Source organism: Tepidanaerobacter syntrophicus (assembly GCF_001485475.2).
GTDB lineage: Bacteria > Bacillota > Thermosediminibacteria > Thermosediminibacterales > Tepidanaerobacteraceae > Tepidanaerobacter > Tepidanaerobacter syntrophicus.
This window is the reverse complement of sequence record NZ_DF977001.1, coordinates 75,827-95,735: the sequence shown is the minus strand read 5'-3', so window position 1 is coordinate 95,735 and position 19,909 is coordinate 75,827. Positions and strand designations below refer to the sequence as shown.

Here is a 19,909-nt window from a genome sequence, read left to right as displayed (position 1 = left end):
ATAAAATAGGGCAACAGAGATATACCAATTTTTGCTAATTAAGCTTATAATAAAAACATGAAAGCCCTATTTCTTCTTAAATGATTTACCCTTAGTTTTAAGCCCCCCTTCTTTCATGGCGAGGCCCTGAAAGCAAGGGTCTTTTTTTATCTCAATTAAAACATTTTAAAAGCCGGCCTTTTATGACGTTGATTTTCCGGTAGTTGCAGGTATATTCAAAAAATGCTAAAATAAACCAGAGGCTGAGAATAAGCAGCATTTACGTAAAAACATTTTGGAGTGCAGTCAATGATCGAATTAAGTGGTATAGTTGAGAGAATTACATATTACAACGAGAAAGACGGCTTTTCCGTTATAAAATTTTCCGTAAACGATAACGAGGATTATAAAGATGAAACAGTTACGGCAGTGGGATATTTTCATTGCCTTGAAACAGGAGAGAGGCTAAAGCTGAAGGGGGATTGGATACTTCATAAAGATTACGGTTACCAGTTTAAAACTGAATTTTATGAGGTAATTACGCCGGCTACAATAAATGACATAGAAAAATATTTAGCCTCCGGAGCAATTAAGGGGATAGGTCCTGCTACGGCTAAAAGGATCGTCGATGAATTTGGCGAAAAAACCCTTGAGATCTTGAATAGTTATCCTGATGAACTTTTAAAAATTCCCGGTATTGGTGAAAAAAAATTGAATATGATAACTAAATCCTATGAAGAACAACGGGAAATTCGGGATATTATGCTGTTTTTACAGCAATATGGTATTGGACCGGCTGTAGCCGTAAAGATATATAAAAAATATAAGGAGAAAGCAACTCAGGTTTTAAAGGAAAATCCGTATCGTCTGGCTGACGAAGTAGAGGGTATAGGTTTTAAAACAGCTGATTACATTGCTCAAAAGATGGGCATAGAAAATAACTCTATGGAGCGCTTAGAAGCAGGTTTAAAATATACATTGCTCAAGGCAGCTGATGAAGGCCATGTCTTTCTTCCTGCCGATAAACTGCTTTATAAAACCTCAGAATTATTGGGAGTTGAAAGTGAACTTTTAAATCAGCCGCTTTTAGCATTAGAAGAAAAAGAAGAAATTGTTATCGATAGAAGCTGGGGTAGCAGTGAGGTATACCTGGCTGCTTTTTATTATTTGGAAAAATCTATAGCGCGTAAACTTTTTTTACTTGCCCAAATGATAGACAAACCCCTTGAAATAACGGACGAAACTATAAATGAAATAGAAAAGTTGTGCAAAATCCAACTTGCCAAGCGCCAGCGCGAAGCCTTGGAAAAAGCTGCACAAAATGGCGTAATTGTAATAACAGGGGGGCCTGGAACAGGAAAGACTACTACAATTCAGAGCTTACTTAAGTTCTTTGAAAAACACAAACTTAAAGCAGCCCTTGCTGCGCCTACAGGCAGAGCTGCAAAACGCATGGCAGAAGCTACCGGTAAAGAAGCAAAAACAATCCACAGGTTACTTGAATATAATGCATTTGAACATGGTGCCATGGCCTTTGGGAAAAATCAGGAAAGTCTTTTGGAGGAAGACGTAATTATAGTTGATGAAATGTCAATGGTAGACATAACTCTTATGTATCATCTGCTGTCTGCCGTAAAACCGGGAGCCCGCCTTATCTTAGTAGGAGATAAAGACCAGCTTCCATCGGTGGGACCGGGCAGTGTTTTAAAAGAAATTATTGAAAGTGATAAGATTTCGACAGTAGTCCTAGATGAGATATTTAGACAGGCACAGGAAAGCATGATCGTTGTAAATGCCCATAGGATAAATAAGGGGTATTTTCCGTATCTTAACGTAAAAGACAAAGATTTCTTTTTTGAACAGGTGCTTTCCCCTGAGGACATTTTAGAGACAATACTTGAAATGGTTAAAGAAAGACTTCCTAACTATGGAAATTTCGATCCTTTTGAGGATATTCAAATTCTGACACCAATGAAAAAAGGCATTGTGGGCGTAATAAATTTAAATGAGCGCCTGCAGCATATTTTAAATCCGCCTTCTACCTCCAAAAAAGAATGCAAATACCATGGACAGCTTTTTCGGGAAGGCGATAAGGTTATGCAGATTAAAAACAATTATGAGAAAGAGGTTTTCAACGGCGATTTAGGCCGCATAACGAATATTGATGAGGATGATGATATAGTTACTGTTACATTTCAGGATATTCAACAAGAAAAGAATGTAACATATTGCGGACAGGAAATTGAAGAGTTGAATCTTGCATATGCCCTTTCCGTCCACAAGAGCCAGGGGAGTGAATTTCCGGCGGTTATAATACCGATAACTACGTCCCACTATGTAATGCTTCAGCGAAATCTATTGTATACAGCGGTTACGAGAGCTAAAAGATTGCTTGTGTTGGTAGGCAGCAAACAGGCCTTGACACTATCTATACAAAATAACAGAGCACTAAAACGTTATGGACATTTGAGCGATAGGATAATTGAAGAATTTTCCTGCGGAATATATCCTACATAAAAATGAAGGAGCAAATAAATGCTAGAACAAAAAATAGATCGGCTAAAAGATGAAATTCAAGCATTAAAGCGCTTAGCGGTTGCGTTTTCAGGTGGCACAGACAGCGCCTTTTTACTAAGGATGTGCACAGATACGCTTGGAAAAAATAATGTGCTTGCAATAACTGCTGATTTTGAAGGGCTTTCAAAAAAAGATTTGGAAGAGTCTCGAAGATTCACAAAAGAACTTGGCTTGCAACATAAAATTGTCAAATTAACCGTTTTAGATATTCCTGATGTTGCAAATAACCCGCCGAATCGCTGCTATTACTGCAAGAAAAAGCTCTTATCAGTTATAATTTCTGCTGCAAGCAGTAGAGGTTATGATAACGTAGTAGAAGGTTCTAATATAAGCGATACAGCAGATTTCAGGCCTGGTATGAAGGCTATTGAGGAGATTGGAATTAAAAGCCCGTTAAAGTCAGCCGGTTTAACAAAGGAAGAAATTCGCGAAGCTTCAAAAAAACTAAAGCTTTCTACATGGAACAAACCTTCTGCTGCCTGCCTCTTTTCGAGAATTCCTTATGGTGAAAAGATTACTTTAGAAAAAATAAAAAGAGTCTCGGATGCAGAAGAAATATTGAGCGCTGAAGGCTTTGGGCAATTCCGCGTTCGCAGTCATGGGGATTTGGCACGAATAGAAGTGCTGCCCGAAGAAATAAACAAGTTTTTAGAAAGAAATTTTCGTGATAAAATAACTCATGAGTTTCGACGGCTCGGCTTTAAATATGTAACAATAGATCTTGACGGATATAGAATCGGAAGCATGAATGATGAGCTAAAAGAGGAGGACAAGCTATTTTGGAAGAAAAATTAAGGGAGTTATTAGAAAAGCTAAGGACAGGCAAACTTACAACCGAAGATGTGATGCTTAAGCTAAAAAAGTTACCATATGAAAATTTAGATTTTGCCAAAATCGACAACCATAGAGCGCTAAGGCGCGGAATACCTGAAGTAATATACTGCCAAGGTAAAACCACATCTCAAGTTGTAGAAATAGCAAGACATATGGCAAAAAACGGAAGTAATGTGATCGGCACGCGAGCAGATCTTAAAACCTTTCACGATGTCCAAATGATTGCACCTGATGCAAAATATTATGAGGATGCGCGAATTTTTGCCATTATAAGGGAAAAAGTACCCCAAAATACAGGCACAATCGCGGTTGTAACAGCAGGCACATCCGATATACCTGTTGCAGAAGAGGCTGCTGTAACTGCGGAACTTTTTGGAAACCCGGTAGAAAGACTTTATGATGTGGGAGTAGCTGGCATACATCGGTTGCTTATGAACGTGAATGCACTTCAATCAGCTACTGTTATAGTGGTTGTAGCCGGAATGGAAGGGGCACTGGCTAGTGTAGTCGGAGGCCTTGTAGATAAACCTGTAGTTGCTGTTCCAACAAGTGTTGGATATGGAGCAAATTTCGGAGGACTTTCCGCTCTTCTTGCAATGCTCAACAGCTGTGCAGGCGGAATTTCTGTAGTAAACATCGATAACGGTTTTGGTGCTGCTTATGTAGCCCACCAAATTAATCGGCTGGCCAACAAGGAGGAATAAATGTGTCAATTTTGTACCTGGACTGTTTTTCAGGCATAAGTGGTGATATGTTTTTAGGAGCTATGCTGGATTTAGGCCTCGATCAGGAAAGATTTTTAAGACAACTCCAGACTCTTCCTTTAAATGACGAATATAGCATAGAAATAAAAAAGGGAATAAAAGGTGGGATTACAGGAACTGATGTTGTAGTAAAAACTCATGAACACCACCCCCACAGAAATCTTTTAGATATATATGCGATAATCGATGGCAGCGCATTAGAGTATGATATAAAACAAAAGAGCAAGCAAGCTTTTTATAAATTGGCTAAAGCAGAGGGTAAGGTTCATGGAAAACCTCCTGAGGAAATTCATTTTCACGAAGTAGGAGCCATCGATTCAATAGTCGATATAGTAGGAGCATGTACACTTATAAGTATGCTAAATCCCACGAAGGTTTATGCGTCTCACATAAATGTAGGATCAGGGACGGTTAATTGTGCCCATGGTATCTTACCTGTGCCCGCACCGGCTACTTTAGAACTTTTAGAAGGCATCCCTATATATTCTGGAGAAGAAGCAGGGGAATTTACAACACCTACAGGTGCTCTTATTTTAAATATATTTGTAGATAAATTTGGCAGCATGCCCTTAGGGATTCCTGAGAAAATCGGCTATGGGCTCGGAAAAGCCGAAAGAAAGTCTCCAAATGTTTTAAGAGCAGTGCTGCTAAAGGAACTTGACCGAATGGAAAGCGAGTATGCGGAGGGCTTGGAAAGAGATGCCGTAGCTATATTAGAATCTAATATAGACGACATGAACCCTCAATTATATGAAGCCATTATAGAAAGGCTTTTTCAGGAAGGAGCGTTAGATGTATTTTTAACGCCGATAATAATGAAAAAAAGCAGGCCGGCCGTAAAACTTACGTGTCTTTGCGCGCCAAATAAGAAACAGCATTTATCTCAGATAATACTTAAAGAAACCACGACTTTAGGAGTAAGAGAATTACTTGCAGGTCGTATAAAGCTTTCCAGAAAAATAGAAGAGATAAATACCCCTTTAGGGAATCTTAAAGTTAAAATAGCTAAAATCGGCGATGAAACAATAAAAGCTGCACCTGAGTATGAAGATATGAAGATTCTTGCAAAAAACAACAATATACCTTTACTAAAAGCCTATGAAATTGTAAAGCGATATTTGACAGTCTAAAGAGCTAATTCTTGTAAAGCATAAATTATAATGCTATACTGTTTTAAGCGATTAAATTTTTTGTCCAGCACTATTTACTTGAGATAGGAGTGTTTTTATGTCAAACAACGTAAGAGTAAGATTTGCACCGAGCCCCACTGGAAGTTTGCATATCGGTGGCGCACGGACAGCGCTTTTTAACTTGCTTTATGCAAGACATAATAATGGAGTTTTTGTGTTAAGAATAGAGGATACTGATACAGAGCGATCTACAGAAGAATCTGTCAATCAGATTATACGTTCATTAAAATGGTTGGGCCTGGATTGGGACGAAGGGCCTGAAAAAGGTGGACCTTTTGGACCTTATTTTCAGTCAAAGCGCCTTGACATTTATAAAAAAGAGGTTGATAGACTTCTTGCAGAAGGAAAAGCATATTATTGCTACTGCACGCCTGAAGAACTTGCCGAAAGAAGAGAGGCTGCGCTTAAAGCCGGAAGGCCTCCCAGATACGATGGTCGCTGCCGAAACCTTACCCCGGAAGAAAGAAAAAAATTTGAAGATGAAGGAAGAGCTTATACAATAAGACTAAAAATGCCGGAAAAAGGTCAGACAGTAGTCGAAGATCTAATTCGCGGCACAGTAGTATTTGACAATTCCACCTTAGATGATTTAATAATTGTAAAATCCAATGGTATTCCTACATATAATTTTGCTTGTGTAGTGGATGATAACGCAATGAAGATAAGTCATGTTATAAGAGCAGAGGAACATCTTTCGAATACTCCTAAACAAATACAAACGTATCTTGCTTTAGGATACAAACTTCCCCAGTTTGCTCACTTACCCATGATACTAGCACCTGATCGCAGTAAACTTAGTAAACGACATGGAGCAACATCAGTAGAAGAATTCAGAGACCAAGGATATCTTGCACAAGCGATTATAAACTATCTGACACTGCTGGGTTGGTCGCCGGAAGGAACAGAAGAAATCTTTGGTATGGATAAAGCAATAAAAGAATTTACCTTAGAAAGAGTTAATAAGACAGCTGCAATTTATGACGTGAAAAAGCTTGCGTGGATAAACGGCCATTATATGAGAGAACTCGATTTAGATTATATAACAGAGCAAACAATACCATTTATGATTAATAAGGGTATTATTACTGAAGAATATGCTAAAAACAATTTTGAATACATTAAAAAGACAGTTGAAATCTCCAGAGACAGAGCCAAAACCTTAGATGAACTGGCGGACGGTATAGCTTTTTTCTTCAAAGATATAACCGAGTATGATGAAAAGGGTGTTAGAAAACATTTTACAAAAGAAAACGCTGCGAAGCTTTTAATGCTGGGTGCAGAGGCATTAGAAAAACTAGAAGATTTTACTCATGATAAAACAGAAGAAGCTTTAAGAAGTATAACCGATGAAATGGGTCTTAAAGCCTCAGAGATAATACACCCTACAAGGCTTGCCATTACCGGCAGAACTGTAGGGCCGGGTCTTTTTGACATAATCGTCCTTTTGGGCAAAGAAAAGACCGTAGAGCGTATGAGAAAAGCTGCAGAATGGATTAGCAACAAGAGCAATTAGTTTATTTTTTCACCTGGATGAAATAATTAAAAAATTGACCGATGCATAATGCATAAAAGCCCCGAAAAAAATCTAAAACTATTATATTAATAACCTAGTGACAAAAAACCATCTTATCTGCATGGTTTTATTTATAAGAGTAAATACAAATTTTTCAAGCAGCCGCTTTGAAACATAAGCTGTGCTGCTTTTTTGTCTTAAATGGCATCGTAAATAGATTAATGTGTAATGATATTTGTAGAAAAGTATGATATTATTTGATGTAGTGCAATCATAGAGTTGTTAAGACTTAAAAGCAATGAGGTGTAGACTTGAAGCCTACTAAAGTGATTATTTCTTTGATTATACTGACCCTAGCTGCAATGATGCCGTGGATAATCAAAGAAAAAACTGAGTTTTCTCCACCCTTGACAGAAAGTGCAGAATCAGAAAATATCATATGGGAAAAACCGGAAATTGGTATATTGCAAGAGATTGAACCAAAACCATTAAGTAAGTTTCCAAGTAAGATAACCGTCTTAAAAGCCAATGAAATAACAGCCATTAATATCAGAGAGCTGCCGTCTTCAGATTCCAAAAGCTTAGGTGTAGTCTATGGAGACTTGGTAAATGTAGAAATTATAAAAAATTTGGATAATGGATATACAGAAGTGAAATGCAGAGACTATAGAACAATGAAACCAATTTGTGGTTTTGTTCCCACAGAATACATACAGGAAGTTGATTTAAATGAAAAATTTGGGGTAATAGTTGATTTAAGCGAACAAAAGGTAGATATTTACGAAAATGATAAAATTATTAAAACTTTTTCCTGTTCAACCGGTCTAGATGAAAATAATTGCAGCACCCCTGAAGGCTTATATCGTATAGGTGAAAGAGGAGATTCTTTTTATAGTCCTAATTACAAACAAGTTGGCTACTATTGGGTAAGATTTAACAACAACTATTTATTCCACAGCGTTCCCTTTGATGAAAATAAAAAGATTATTGAAGAAGAGGCAGAAAAACTAGGTCAAAAAGCATCTCACGGATGTATACGTCTTTCCCTTGATGATGCCCTATGGTTTTATAATAGCATGCCTCGGGGAACTCCGGTCATAATCACGGATTAAACCATTTTTTATAGAAGCTCTCATCAAGAGCTTCATATTTTTTATCTTTAAGGAATTCTTCAAACTCCCTAAGCGTGACATTTTTATATTTAAAGGTTTCGCAGTAAGACCTAAAAAAGTCCAATAAATTCTCTTTGCCGATTTGATTTCTTAAATCATCATAAAACAGCACGCCGCCAATATATACAGTAGAAAAATAATCTTGCTGACTTTTAAAAGCCGGAAGGGGGTCTAACATGTGTGAGCGGTTTTTTATAACAAAATCTTTTGAGCCTATTACAAATTTTTCAAAGTAGGAATCTTTGCCGGGAGCTCCGTAGCGATTTTCAAAATAGTATAGAGTGGAAAATTCAGTGATTCCTTCATCTAACCAGGGTTCGGTTATTTGGTTACTTCCTACTAAGTTATACCACCATTGGTGAGCTACTTCATGGGCGGTGGACCTTTCAAGGGAAAGATTTGAAATATTTGATTGAGTATATTTCGCATTATCCATCATTATAAAAGTAGGAAACTCCATTCCTCCCGGATAATAATTGGCTTCGGCTATTCGAAGCTCCGGGTATGGGTATTTGCCAAAAGATTCATTGAAGATTCCCAAGGCATATTTTGCGATATTCAGTGCCATAAATCCGCCTTCCTTATCTTCCGGATAAAAATAAGATGTTATAATTATCCCATCGATTTCGTCAGATGAGGTCTGATAGTTGTTGCTTATAGCTGCGCCGAATTCTCGAATGTTGTCTATAGAGTAAATATAAACAACTTTATTACTTCGAACTTCATTTTTTTCCAAAGAGCCGGAAGCCGCAACAACAAAATCTTTAGGTACTGTTATGCTTACCTTGTAATCGGCCATATCACTGTAAGTGCAGTCACCGATAGCGTAATGCTTTTCCAAACTCCATTTTCCACCGTTATTTACCGCAAGAATCGGGTACCAGTTACCCAATGATACAGTTATTTTATCATTTCCAAATGTCTGGTATCCAAAGCGAAAGCGCGCTTTTGGTATAGTAACTTCAAATTGCATATGTAAGTTTGAGAAATTGCCGGCAGATATAGGTTCGGCTAGAAATAATTTCAGTATTTCGCCGCCTTCTTCAAAAGACCATTTAATATCTTTATCTTTCTGCTTAACTTGCTTTATCTGGATGGCGCCATAGCTAAATCCTTCCGGAAAAACGCGGGAAAGGTCGCCTTTAAAAAAAGGAACTCTGGAAGGACTGGAAAAAATATTAGGATAAAGATGAAAATAAAGTATGTCATATACCTTTTCTGTTTTATTTACGCAAGTAAAGTCCATGACAGCTTTTATTTTATCTTTTCCGTCATATTCAGCATCGATAGCATATATATTCCTTTCGGGAATTGCTTGAGCAGAGTAAGTTTCTTGAGATTTATCTGGCACTTGGCTTAAAGGAGACTGCGTCATAGAAAGCATAAAAATATTTTTTGCAAATAAGAATATCAAAAACAAAGCAATTATTACCAAAGCAAATGCAACAAATTTTTTCAAATCAAAATCCCCCTGAGGATTAAAATCAATTTACGTTTCCATATATTTCATATTATACTCATTTCTATGCAAAAATACTAAATCCTTCTAAGCTGAAAGAAAAAACTACATATATTTCTAAACTAAAAAACTATGTATCTCAAAATTTAAGTAGAAAAACTGCCTTTACTACAAGGCATGGTTACTTCTGCAAAGCTACACAAAGTGGCTTTGTATGAGCACTACCTAAATTAGCTTTGTAAGTAAAGCGTATCTAATAAAAAGCTCTGCTAAGTGGAATTTTAGCAGAGCTTGATTGTTCGTCCGGCATGTTTACGATGGGTCAAAAGAAACCCCATCGCCTAACCAGCGGGAAGATAACCCGTACTCGATTTACTGTCATTTTGAGCGCTAGAAAAAATATTTTCTATTTACCTAATGTCACTGCTATAAGGAAGAAATACTTTCAGGAGCCTTTCCGCTGCAACCCAAGACATCTCTCATCTTATGTATTACCATTTGCTTTATTGCTTCCCGGCCGGGTCCTAAATATTGGCGAGGGTCAAAATGAGATGGATTTTCTGCCAAATACTTTCTAATAGATGCAGTCATGGCAAGACGTAAATCCGTATCTATATTTATCTTGCAAACACCCATTTCAGCTGCTTTTCTAAGCATATCTTCCGGTACTCCCTTTGCACCGGGAATCTGGCCACCATATTTATTGCAAATCTCAACAAATTCTTGCGGTACAGATGAGGCACCGTGCAAAACAAGTGGGAAATTAGGCAACATGCTAGAGATTTTTTCTAGGCGCTCAAAATCAAGCCTAGGTTCTCCTTTAAACTTATAGGCTCCATGGCTTGTGCCGATAGCAATTGCAAGGGAGTCCACACCTGTGCGCTCTACGAATTCTACTGCTTCATCCGGATCTGTAAAAGCGGCATCTCGTTCTGATACGCTTACAGCATCTTCAATCCCTGAAAGCCTGCCTAGCTCAGCTTCCACTACAACTCCTTTTGAATGGGCATAATCCACAACTTTTTTTGTAAGTGCAATATTTTCTTCAAAAGGATATTTTGAACCGTCAATCATTACTGAAGTAAAGCCATCGTCGACGCAAGCCTTACATATTTCAAAACTGTCACCGTGGTCTAGATGAAGGACTATTGGCAGACCACTGTATTCGACCGCTGCTTCCACTAACTTTTTAAGATAGACCGGCTGGGCATATTTTCTAGCGCCGGCAGATACCTGCAAGATAAGAGGAGCATTTTCCTCCTTGCCTGCCTCAACAATACCCTGTATTATTTCCATATTGTTGACATTAAATGCGCCTATGGCATACCCGCCTTTATACGCCTTCTTAAACATTTCTTTTGATGTTACCAATGGCATAAGCTACACTCCTTCTGCTAAATTACTACAAGTATATTACAAAAAACAAAAAAATTAAAGGCTGAGGTTATCCAATCGATAAATTCAGTGCTGAAATTAGTTTTATTAACCTGCTGATAATTGCTTTTTAAATTAGATAATTGTTTTTAGGTATGATAAAATAGAGTCATCATGGGTGGGAGGGTTTTTCTTGTTCAAGAGTCAAATTAGCTCAACTTACCATCAGGCCAAAAGATACAGACAAATAATGAATGTATTGATAAAATATGGATTTGGTTACCTTGTCGAAAAAGTCGGCATAATTATGCCTAAAGGATTTAAACAAAAAAACATAGATCCTTCCGGCAAACTGACAACGCCGCAAAAGATTGTTATGATGCTAGAAGAACTTGGCCCTACCTTCGTAAAGCTTGGACAGGTTTTAAGTACTCGACCTGACTTGCTTCCGCCAGATTATATAAAAGAACTTAAAAAGTTGCAAGACAATGTTGCACCTTTTGATTTTAATGAGGCAAAAGCTGAAATTGAAGAAGAACTTGGCGGCAATATGAGAAATATATTTTTAGTTATTGATAAAGAACCATTGGCCGCTGCTTCGATTGGACAAGTCCACAAAGCGGTTCTGAAAAATGGTGATGAGGTTGTTATTAAAATTCGAAGGCCAGGGATAGAAGAAATAGTGAACGCTGATTTGGAAATTATGCTTAATCTTGCACGATTGGTAGAAAAGCATATTCCAGAAGCGAAAATATATGATCCGGTTGGTAAAATTGAGGAATTTGCAGATGCAATGCATAAGGAATTAGATTTTACAAGAGAAGGTTACAATATAGATAAGTTCCGGCAAAATTTTAAAGACGATGAGACAATTTATGTTCCAAAAGTTTATTGGGAAGCTACATCTAAGAAGATATTAACATTGGAATATATTCGTGGATATAAGATAAGTGAACTGGATAGTGCATCAGAAAACAATTTAGATAAAAGAAAGATTGCTGAAAACGGCGCAAGAGCCATGATGAAGCAAATATTCATACATGGATTTTTTCATGCCGATCCGCACCCTGGCAATATAATAATAAGGCCTGACGGTAAGATAGTGTTCATAGACTTTGGCATAGTCGGGCGAATTGATAAATATACCAAAGATAAGATTGCGGACTTAATGATTGGGATAATAAATAAAGACGTCAAAAAAATTACTGATGTGCTTCTTGAAATTAGTCAGTCTGAACAAGAGCCGGATATTTCGAAAATGGAGTTGGATATTGAGGATTTACTTGACCGATATTATGGAAAAGAGTTAAAAGACGTAAATGCATCAGAACTTTTAAACGAGGTTTTTATTATTGTTGCAAAATATAAGATAATTTTACCGTCAAACTTCACCCTTCTTTTAAAAGCAATCATAACAATAGAAGGTGTGGGGCTTGAGCTATGTCCCGATTTTAACATATTTGAAACCGCAAAACCTTTTGCAAAAAGGCTCCTTCGGCAACGTTACAGCCCTGAGTATTTAGCACAGAGTGCAGTTTCGACAATGCAAGAATTTAATAAATCCCTTATGCTTATCCCAAAGCTTATTAATGGATTATATCAGCGCACAAAGATTAACAGCATCAAAATCGATTTTGATACCCCGGGAACCTCAAAGGTTATTATCGAACTTCATAAAATGGTAAATCGATTAGTTTTTAGCCTGATAGTGGCTGCATTAATAATTGGCTCATCCCTTATAATTCAGGCAAATGTTGGGCCGTTTTTCTATAATTATCCTTTGCTTGGAGTTGCAGGATTTATTATTGCAGGTTTTCTGGGGGTTTGGCTCATTATTTCTATACTTCGCACAGGCAGAATGTAAAAAATATTTGGAGGCATGAAAATGAGAAGAATTTCTAGATTATCAATTCTTTTAATAGCATTAGCGGCTGTTTTGGTATTTAGTATCAATGTTAAAGCAGATGTAGCAGAGCCTGGTTCTGAAGCTGATCCGGTAGTTACAAAAAGTTATGTAGACAAAGTCTTGGCTGATTTAAAGCAGTATGTTGATTCTAAAAGCGGTAATTCTGCCAGCCTAGAAATAGTTTATATGGAAAAGGGGCAGCACATTTTAGGTGATAAAGGCACCGAAATGATTTTAAGAAGCGGAATTGCAACTGCCGTAGACAGTGGCAACGGAGGTCTGGCAGATGTTACACAAGGAAAAGATATAGTAAATGGCGAGAATATATCCCAAAACCATCTTCTTATTGTTCCAAGAGAGGACGGCCGAGGGATGAAGGCAGAGAATGATAATGTTGTAGTGCTTGTCAGAGGAAATTACACATTAGAGCAGTAAACTTTACTTTACTTTATTATGATGGTATACTTTTTTTAGCAAATTCCTCGGAGAGAGAGGCTATTTTAATGGAGAAACTTACGGTATTATTGGCTTTGATGGCTCTTGATGCCGGCGGAGCCGAAACTCATGTTATTTCTCTGGCCAAACAATTAAAAAAACGAGGGGTCGAAGTTATCGTTGCTTCCCACGGAGGCAAATTGACTGAATTCCTGGAGAGCAATGACATAAAGCATTATACTTTGCCGCTGGACAAAAAATCTCCGATGGCTTTAGCGTCTTCTATAAAAGGATTGACGGCTATTGTAAAAAAACATAAGGTTGATATAATTCATGCCCATGCGCGTATACCGGCCTGGGTATCTCAGTGGGTAAGCGTCCTAACGGGTTGTCCATATATAACTACATCTCACGGAATTTATTCTACGGGATGGGGTATGGGACTAATCAGTGCCTGGGGCCAAAAGGTTATTGCAGTCAGCGAAGATGTGAAAAAACATTTAATTGCAGGATTTAAAGTTAATCCGGATAAAATTTTTGTAATACCCAACGGCATTGACTTAGAACAATTTGACCCTAGTATTGATTCGTCGCCTGTGGAAAAACAATTAGGGCTGAAACATGAGGATTTAAAAATCGTATATATCAGCCGTCTAATGGGAGCCCGCGGCGAAATTGCATTAAGGCTTATAAAAGCCCTTCCTCAAATAAAAGATAGTTTCCCAAACGTAAAACTGATAGTCGTAGGGGAAGGGGACAAATATGAATCAATTGCAAAGATGGCCAATCAATATAACGAAAAAGCCCCAGAAAACAGTGTCATTGTTACAGGCGCAAGGCTTGATACTCCGCAAATTATGAATATGGCAGATGTGGCAGTAGGAGTGGGGAGAGTGGCCTTAGAAGCTATGGCAATGGAAAAACCTGTTATAATAGCGGGTGAAGCGGGATTTATGGGGATTTTGAAACCTGAAAACTTTGAGCTGGCTAAAAAACATAATTTTAGTGGCAGGGGTTCAAGCATGACAACAGATTCAGAAAATATTGCTTCCGCAATAAAAACACTGCTGAGCGATGAACAGCTTCGGAAAAGGTTGGGAAGTTTTGGAAGAGAAGAAGTTGCAAAATATTTTTCAATTGAAAGCATGACTAATCAGGTATTAAAAATTTATTATCAACTAATTGAGGAGGAAAAAAATGCACATAATAGATAACAAGGGCAGGATTTTTGGCCTGATAAATATCATAGATTTGCTCGTTATTTTGGTTATCCTGGCGGTTGTAGCAAGATTTGGCACAAAGATACATCAAAGTTCTGTAGGTTCTCAAGCAAAGGATATTGAGGCAGTGCTGTATGTCAAAGAAGTAAAAGATGCTACTGCAGATGTTATTAAAGTAGGGGATACAGTAAAAGAGACAAAAACCAATGGTGTTTTAGGAAAGGTTACCAATGTAGAAGTAAAACCTTCAGAAACATTAGTAGAAACTGCTGATGGGCGTATTGTTGTATATCCGAATCCGGTGTTGAAAGATGTTTATATTACAGTAAAGGGAACAGGTTCTGTAAATGAAAATGCAATCGTTCTTGGCAGCAACGAAATCCGCATTGGAACATCTTTGCAAATCAAGACAAATATTTACTCTGTAACATCAACTGTAATGGAAATAAATTTCTAGCAAAACAGGTTTGATTACTATCTCTAGGAGTAAATATACAGAAATCGTTGATTTTTAGAGGGCTTAAAGGAGGCTTGTAGGTGGAAAACAGTTTAAGCTCCTTAATACAAAATAGTATAATAATTAATATACTTAAACGTCTTTTTCAATCATCTTTGTATGAGAACAGCTCTTTTTATAAAGCTCTGCGAAAGTTGGGCGATGTTGTTTTAAAGGCATTTAGAAACAGTGGATTAAGGGCAATTTTTACATATAGAAATTGGGATAATGAAGCTATTGAAAATAGTAAAATTATATCTCCGGTCTTAAGACTAAGCCATCCGATTAATACACTTATAGACCTAGCTAACGATGCAATAAAAAGCAGCTTTTTAGTAGAAACTGTTCTTAAGGCAATTAATACCTTTATTCAGACTCCGCTTATTGCAACAGCTTATATTTTTTTGCCCTCTAGTTTTGCTGTTTTGGCTTTAAAAGTTTTTTTAGAAGGACTTGCGGTTAAAACGCTTGTATCCCAAATACTGTTTCTGTGCGCCATATTTTTTATTCTTTATTCTACCGCATCTTTAGATTCCATTTTGGGCTCTAGTATCATCTATAAGGTAGTTGATTGGATTTTTGATACAAATGATAAGCGCATACCAGAAAATCAGACTTCTTTAAGCGAAATATCAGTCCGAGATAAGCGTGTTTTAGCTTTGCTGGGAATATTTATCGGCATATTGTATTATTTTCTTACAAAAACTATTTTTATAAAAATCTTCGGTGCTTTGTGCGGTTCTGTTCTTATATACTTATGGCCCGCTATTGGGCTTTATCTTGCCGGTTTTTTACTTCCTCTGGCACCTACTACATATACAGCCGGAATTATCGGAATTACATTTTTGGCAGTAGTGCTAAATGATAAGTACAGATTCAAAGATGGCATGCCGGCCAACGTTTTACCTGCGATTTTATTTCTCATAACAGCGGTTATAGCGGCAATATTTTCTATTGCAAGAGGAGATAGCTTAAAGGTTCTTCCTCTCTATCTGATATATTTTATGTTATTTTACATTTCCCAAATCCTATTTCGCAATCCGAAAACTATAAAGAGAATGCTTATTGCTTTAGCGATGTCGGTATTAGCAATTTCCTTAATGGGTATATACCAATATTTTTTTGTAAAGGTTCCAACTGCTGCCGCGTGGGTGGACGTAAAACAGTTTCCTGAACTTGAGACAAGAGTTTATGCAACACTTGAAAATCCAAATGTACTAGGCGAATATTTAGGGCTTACAATACCTATTTTTCTTGGACTTTTTTTTGCAGTGGATAAATTTAGACAAAAAGTAGTAGTGCTCGGCGTTCTTGGATTATCATTTTTATGTCTTATATTGACATTTTCAAGAGGAGCATGGCTAGGACTTGCAGCAAGCGTAGTTATTTTCTCGCTTCTAAAGGCGCCGGTAATTTTAATTTTAATAATTGCAGCTGCCGCTGTTGCCCCTGCATTCTTGCCATCTGTTGTTTATGAAAGGATAGCAAGCATCGGCAGCCTAGAAGACAGCTCAAATCTGTATAGACTAACAATTTGGACTGCGGCTTTAAGGATGTTTAAAGATTATTGGCTGACAGGGGTAGGCCTAGGGTCTACAGCTTTTGCGTTAGTTTACAGAAATTACATGATCGCAGGTGCATCGGCTGTCCATGCCCACAACCTTTACCTTCAAATATCACTTGAAATGGGAATTATAGGGGTTTTTGCTCTGATATGGATGGCTTTTCGCGGGTTTTCTCAAGCTTTAAGCAGCATAGAGCGTCCTTGGAAAATGTCATACGTTTTAGCAGGTATTGCAACAGGTCTGCTTGGCCACCTGTTTCACGGCTTGTTTGATTATGTGTGGTACAGTCCGCGAATTGTTATGGCTTTTTGGATGCTTTCAGGGATGATGTCGGCTATGACATATATAAAATTACCTGACGATACCGCAAAGGAAGAGATATTGCAATGATAAAAGTCCTTCATGTGCTTTCTGATACAAACGTCGGCGGAGCGGGCAGATATATATTTAACTTATTATCCAATAAATACGAAACCTCTTTTGAAGCAGCGGTCGCCTGCCCAAAAGGCGGCGAGCTTGAAAAAGAGCTAAGGGAAAGAAACATTCAGGTATTTCCTTTGGAAGGCGGAGAAAGCTCTACTAATATGAGCCAAATAAAGAGCCTTCGGCGAATAATTTCTCAAGAAAAGTTTGATATAGTGCATACCCATGCGAGCTTTGCCGGCCGAATAGCCGGGAAAATGGCAGGAGCAAAAGTGGTAATGACACGCCACAGCATTATGGGTGGTGGTGCGGGCCCTGTAAAAAGAATGATTACCAGACTGATTTCTCGCATTTTTACAGATAAAATTATTGCTATATCTCGCGCTGTGAAGATAAACCTCATAGAAAGCGGCGTGCCTGCCGATATGATTACTATTATATACAATGGTATAGATACTACAAAGTTTGAGGGTGTTAAAGGAACTTTACGCAAGGAGTTGAACATAACACCAGACACACCGATAATAGGCATGGTTGCAAGGCTCGTTCCTGAAAAAGGTTATGAATATGCAATTAATGCATTTTACCGAGTAATAAAAGATTACCCCAATGCACTGCTTGTAATTATAGGCAGTGGATCACTGGAAAAAAATTTAAAAAATATGTGCTCTGAACTTGGAATAGAAAGTAACGTAATATTTATGGGGTATAGACAAGATGTTGAAAATCTTATGGCGGATTTTGATTTGTTTGTACTTTCTTCCGTAAGTGAAGGATTAGGACTTTCTCTGCTGGAGGCCATGGCTCTTGGTAAACCTGTTGTGGCTACTATAACAGGAGGCATACCAGAAGTGATAAAGGATGGAACCAACGGCCTTTTGGTTCAACCTGGAAACGATGTTTATCTTGCCGAAAGCATAGTAAAAATTTTATCTGACAAGGATTTAGCTCGAAGGCTGGGCGATGAGGCAAAAAAGACAGTAGTAGAGAAGTTTTCTTCAAAGACAATGATTGAAAAAACCGAAAAAGTTTATCAGGAAGTCTTACAAAGATAATTGATGAATTTGCATTTTGCCGTCCAGATTGAAAAATGACGGCAGTGCCGGAGGTTGGAAAATTAGGGGGATTTATCTCTATGAAAAGAGGAGAGAGATTGATGCAAAGAGTATTGGTTTCCGGCTATTATGGTTTTGGCAATGCCGGAGATGAAGCCATACTCATGGCTATCGTGGATTCATTGAAAAAATTGAAAAGCGATATAGAAATTACAGCTCTTTCGGCAGATCCTCAAAAGACTAAGGAATATTACGGTATCAATGCTGTCCAAAGAACGAGTCCTCTTGCCATAATAAGAGAAATATCGAAAGCAGATTTAGTTATCAGCGGAGGCGGAGGCTTGCTTCAGGATGTTACAAGCAACCGATCGATACCATACTACCTTTTTATTTTGTATTTAGCAAAGAAGATGAATAAGAAGGTTATGTTTTATGCCAATGGTGTAGGGCCTGTCCTAAGAGAAATAAATAAGAGCATGATAAAACGTGTCGGGAATATGATGGATTTGATAACGGTAAGAGATGAGCAATCTCGGAAAGAGCTGGAAAACCTCGGCGTATCAAAACCCCCTATTATCGTTACCGCAGATCCGGCATTTGTCTTAAAACCAATAAGCGATGAAGAAGGCGCTAAACTACTCAAAAGACTTGATATAAATCTTTGCAGTGAGCGCATGAAAGTCGGTGTTTCAGTCAGACCATGGAATTTGAACAAAAATAGAGAGATAATAGCACAAGCTTGTGATTATCTGATAAAGGGCCGAGATTCAGAAGTTGTTTTTATACCTATGCAGCATCCCAAAGACTATTATGAATCCCTTGAGATTGTAAAATTGATGAAGGAAGAGGCTAAAGTTATTGCCGAACCTTTAAGCCCTCGAGAAATTCTTTGGCTTTGCGGAAAAATGGATTTAATATTTGGGATGCGTTTACATGCCTTGATTTTCGGAGCAATGATGGAAGTTCCATTAGTTGGTTTAGTATATGATCCGAAGGTAGAGCATTTTCTTCAAAGAATAGAACAGCCATCTGCCGGCAAACCAGGAGATTTAGACTTGGTAGGGCTTTGCAATTTACTTGAAGAAGCCATTTCAGATGCAGCCAAAAGCCAAAAACAGCTCCAAAAGAAAAAAGAAGAACTTACGGTCTTAGCAAATGAAAATGCAAAACTTGCTATAAAACTTTTGGAGGGGCACAAATGAATGCAGAAACCCGGGAACGTATGAATATCTTAGGGGTACTTTTAGATCAAACTGATTATCAAAAGGCATACCGACAAGCAGAGCGGTTCTTGGATTCTTCCGGTAATAAGGTAATAGTCACACCTAATGCAGAAATTATAATGGCGGCTCAGAAAAACCCGGAACTAAGAGCAGCACTGAACAGCGCAGACTTATGCCTTCCAGATGGAATAGGAGTCGTGATCGCATCTAAGATACTTGGAAAACCACTGGCTGAAAGAACAACAGGCTTCGATTTTATGATGAAACTATTAGAGCTAGCGAACAAAAAATCTCTTAGCTTGTTTCTTTTAGGCGGTAAACCGGAGGTTGCAGAAAAAGCAGGAGAAAAAATTTGCTCAATGTTTCCGAATGTAGAAATCGTGGGGTGCCATGACGGATACTTTGGAGAAAACGAAGAAATTGAGGTCGTTAATTTAATAAATCACACGAAACCAGATATTTTGCTAGTTGCTATGGGGTGCCCAAAACAGGAAATATTCATGATAAAAAACAAGAATAAAATGCAATTTAAAATTGCAATGGGCGTTGGGGGGAGCTTTGACGTGCTTTCCGGCAATGTTCAGCGAGCCCCTCAATTCGTGCAAAATATCGGGCTTGAATGGTTATACAGACTTATCATGCAACCTTCTCGCCTAAAAAGAGTAGGAGCATTGCCTGCATTTTTAGTTAAAGTAATATCACACAGGACAATAAACAATTAAAG

At 37.8% G+C, this 19,909-nt stretch carries 16 protein-coding genes; 14 read left to right on the top strand and 2 right to left on the bottom strand.

The features are described from left to right. Nucleotides 1–288: 288 nt before the first annotated feature. From recD2 to TSYNT_RS05415, 6 genes are all read left to right on the top strand, one after another. Nucleotides 289–2,496 (top strand): SF1B family DNA helicase RecD2, encoded by a 2,208-nt coding sequence (gene recD2 / locus TSYNT_RS05440; protein WP_059032496.1) that lies wholly within the window; start codon nt 289–291, stop codon nt 2,494–2,496. A gap of 18 nt (nt 2,497–2,514) precedes the next feature. Beyond that, entirely contained in the window at nt 2,515–3,351 is an 837-nt protein-coding gene (larE, locus tag TSYNT_RS05435; RefSeq protein ID WP_059032495.1) for an ATP-dependent sacrificial sulfur transferase LarE, read from the top strand. After that, nucleotides 3,333–4,094, top strand: a complete 762-nt coding sequence (gene larB, locus TSYNT_RS05430; protein WP_114272602.1) for a nickel pincer cofactor biosynthesis protein LarB — start codon at nt 3,333–3,335, stop codon at nt 4,092–4,094. Before larE ends, larB begins: the two co-directional genes overlap by 19 nt. Nucleotides 4,095–4,096: 2 nt before the next feature. Then, nucleotides 4,097–5,284, top strand: coding sequence for a nickel pincer cofactor biosynthesis protein LarC (larC, locus tag TSYNT_RS05425; protein WP_059032493.1), 1,188 nt, complete (start codon nt 4,097–4,099; stop codon nt 5,282–5,284). Nucleotides 5,285–5,381: 97 nt separating this feature from the next. Beyond that, entirely contained in the window at nt 5,382–6,857 is a 1,476-nt protein-coding gene (gene gltX / locus TSYNT_RS05420) for a glutamate--tRNA ligase (protein WP_059032492.1), read from the top strand. 311 nt (nt 6,858–7,168) lie between these two features. Then, complete coding sequence (locus TSYNT_RS05415; protein ID WP_059032491.1) at nt 7,169–7,969, top strand: L,D-transpeptidase; 801 nt, start codon at nt 7,169–7,171, stop codon at nt 7,967–7,969. Here TSYNT_RS05415 and TSYNT_RS05410 read toward each other — a convergent pair. Then, nucleotides 7,959–9,488: a M1 family metallopeptidase gene (locus tag TSYNT_RS05410; RefSeq protein WP_059032490.1), complete on the bottom strand. Its 1,530-nt coding sequence runs from the start codon at nt 9,486–9,488 to the stop codon at nt 7,959–7,961. The genes TSYNT_RS05415 and TSYNT_RS05410 overlap by 11 nt on opposite strands. A gap of 426 nt (nt 9,489–9,914) precedes the next feature. Further along, nucleotides 9,915–10,865 carry a class II fructose-1,6-bisphosphate aldolase gene (gene fba, locus TSYNT_RS05405; RefSeq protein WP_059032489.1) on the bottom strand — a complete coding sequence of 317 codons (951 nt, stop codon included), beginning with the start codon at nt 10,863–10,865 and terminating at the stop codon, nt 9,915–9,917. Nucleotides 10,866–11,055: 190 nt separating this feature from the next. Here fba and TSYNT_RS05400 point away from each other — a divergent pair, with 190 nt between their 5' ends. The 8 genes from TSYNT_RS05400 (at nt 11,056) to TSYNT_RS05365 (ending at nt 19,907) form a co-directional block, all read left to right on the top strand. After that, nucleotides 11,056–12,726, top strand: a complete 1,671-nt coding sequence (locus TSYNT_RS05400; RefSeq protein ID WP_059032488.1) for an ABC1 kinase family protein — start codon at nt 11,056–11,058, stop codon at nt 12,724–12,726. A gap of 21 nt (nt 12,727–12,747) precedes the next feature. Next, nucleotides 12,748–13,203 (top strand): hypothetical protein, encoded by a 456-nt coding sequence (locus tag TSYNT_RS05395; protein ID WP_059032487.1) that lies wholly within the window; start codon nt 12,748–12,750, stop codon nt 13,201–13,203. A 68-nt stretch (nt 13,204–13,271) separates the two neighbouring features. Then, the gene (locus TSYNT_RS05390; protein ID WP_059032486.1) at nt 13,272–14,417 is read left to right on the top strand and encodes a glycosyltransferase family 4 protein; all 1,146 of its coding nucleotides are present in this window, start codon (nt 13,272–13,274) and stop codon (nt 14,415–14,417) included. After that, nucleotides 14,401–14,880: a DUF4330 domain-containing protein gene (locus TSYNT_RS05385; RefSeq protein WP_059032485.1), complete on the top strand. Its 480-nt coding sequence runs from the start codon at nt 14,401–14,403 to the stop codon at nt 14,878–14,880. Before TSYNT_RS05390 ends, TSYNT_RS05385 begins: the two co-directional genes overlap by 17 nt. Nucleotides 14,881–14,960: 80 nt before the next feature. After that, nucleotides 14,961–16,874 (top strand): O-antigen ligase family protein, encoded by a 1,914-nt coding sequence (locus TSYNT_RS05380; RefSeq protein WP_059032484.1) that lies wholly within the window; start codon nt 14,961–14,963, stop codon nt 16,872–16,874. Continuing rightward, on the top strand, nt 16,871–17,962 hold the full coding sequence (locus tag TSYNT_RS05375) for a glycosyltransferase family 4 protein (protein ID WP_059032483.1): 1,092 nt from the start codon (nt 16,871–16,873) through the stop codon (nt 17,960–17,962). The genes TSYNT_RS05380 and TSYNT_RS05375 overlap by 4 nt, the downstream gene beginning before the upstream one ends. Before the next feature lie 80 nt (nt 17,963–18,042). Beyond that, complete coding sequence (csaB, locus tag TSYNT_RS05370; RefSeq protein WP_059032482.1) at nt 18,043–19,164, top strand: polysaccharide pyruvyl transferase CsaB; 1,122 nt, start codon at nt 18,043–18,045, stop codon at nt 19,162–19,164. Then, a complete protein-coding gene (locus TSYNT_RS05365) occupies nt 19,161–19,907 on the top strand; it encodes a WecB/TagA/CpsF family glycosyltransferase (protein ID WP_059032481.1) in 747 nt (248 codons plus the stop codon). Before csaB ends, TSYNT_RS05365 begins: the two co-directional genes overlap by 4 nt. The last annotated feature ends 2 nt before the right edge of the window (nt 19,908–19,909 follow it).

Bases quoted from the DNA above. Each gene is read 5' to 3' on its own strand.
- csaB (WP_059032482.1), top strand. From the start codon at position 18,043: ATGAAAAGAGGAGAGAGATTGATGCAAAGAGTATTGGTTTCCGGCTAT.
- fba (WP_059032489.1), bottom strand. From the start codon at position 10,865: ATGCCATTGGTAACATCAAAAGAAATGTTTAAGAAGGCGTATAAAGGC.
- TSYNT_RS05375 (WP_059032483.1), top strand. From the start codon at position 16,871: ATGATAAAAGTCCTTCATGTGCTTTCTGATACAAACGTCGGCGGAGCG.
- gltX (WP_059032492.1), top strand. From the start codon at position 5,382: ATGTCAAACAACGTAAGAGTAAGATTTGCACCGAGCCCCACTGGAAGT.
- TSYNT_RS05390 (WP_059032486.1), top strand. From the start codon at position 13,272: ATGGAGAAACTTACGGTATTATTGGCTTTGATGGCTCTTGATGCCGGC.
- TSYNT_RS05385 (WP_059032485.1), top strand. From the start codon at position 14,401: ATGCACATAATAGATAACAAGGGCAGGATTTTTGGCCTGATAAATATC.
- TSYNT_RS05365 (WP_059032481.1), top strand. From the start codon at position 19,161: ATGAATGCAGAAACCCGGGAACGTATGAATATCTTAGGGGTACTTTTA.
- TSYNT_RS05395 (WP_059032487.1), top strand. From the start codon at position 12,748: ATGAGAAGAATTTCTAGATTATCAATTCTTTTAATAGCATTAGCGGCT.
- larE (WP_059032495.1), top strand. From the start codon at position 2,515: ATGCTAGAACAAAAAATAGATCGGCTAAAAGATGAAATTCAAGCATTA.
- recD2 (WP_059032496.1), top strand. From the start codon at position 289: ATGATCGAATTAAGTGGTATAGTTGAGAGAATTACATATTACAACGAG.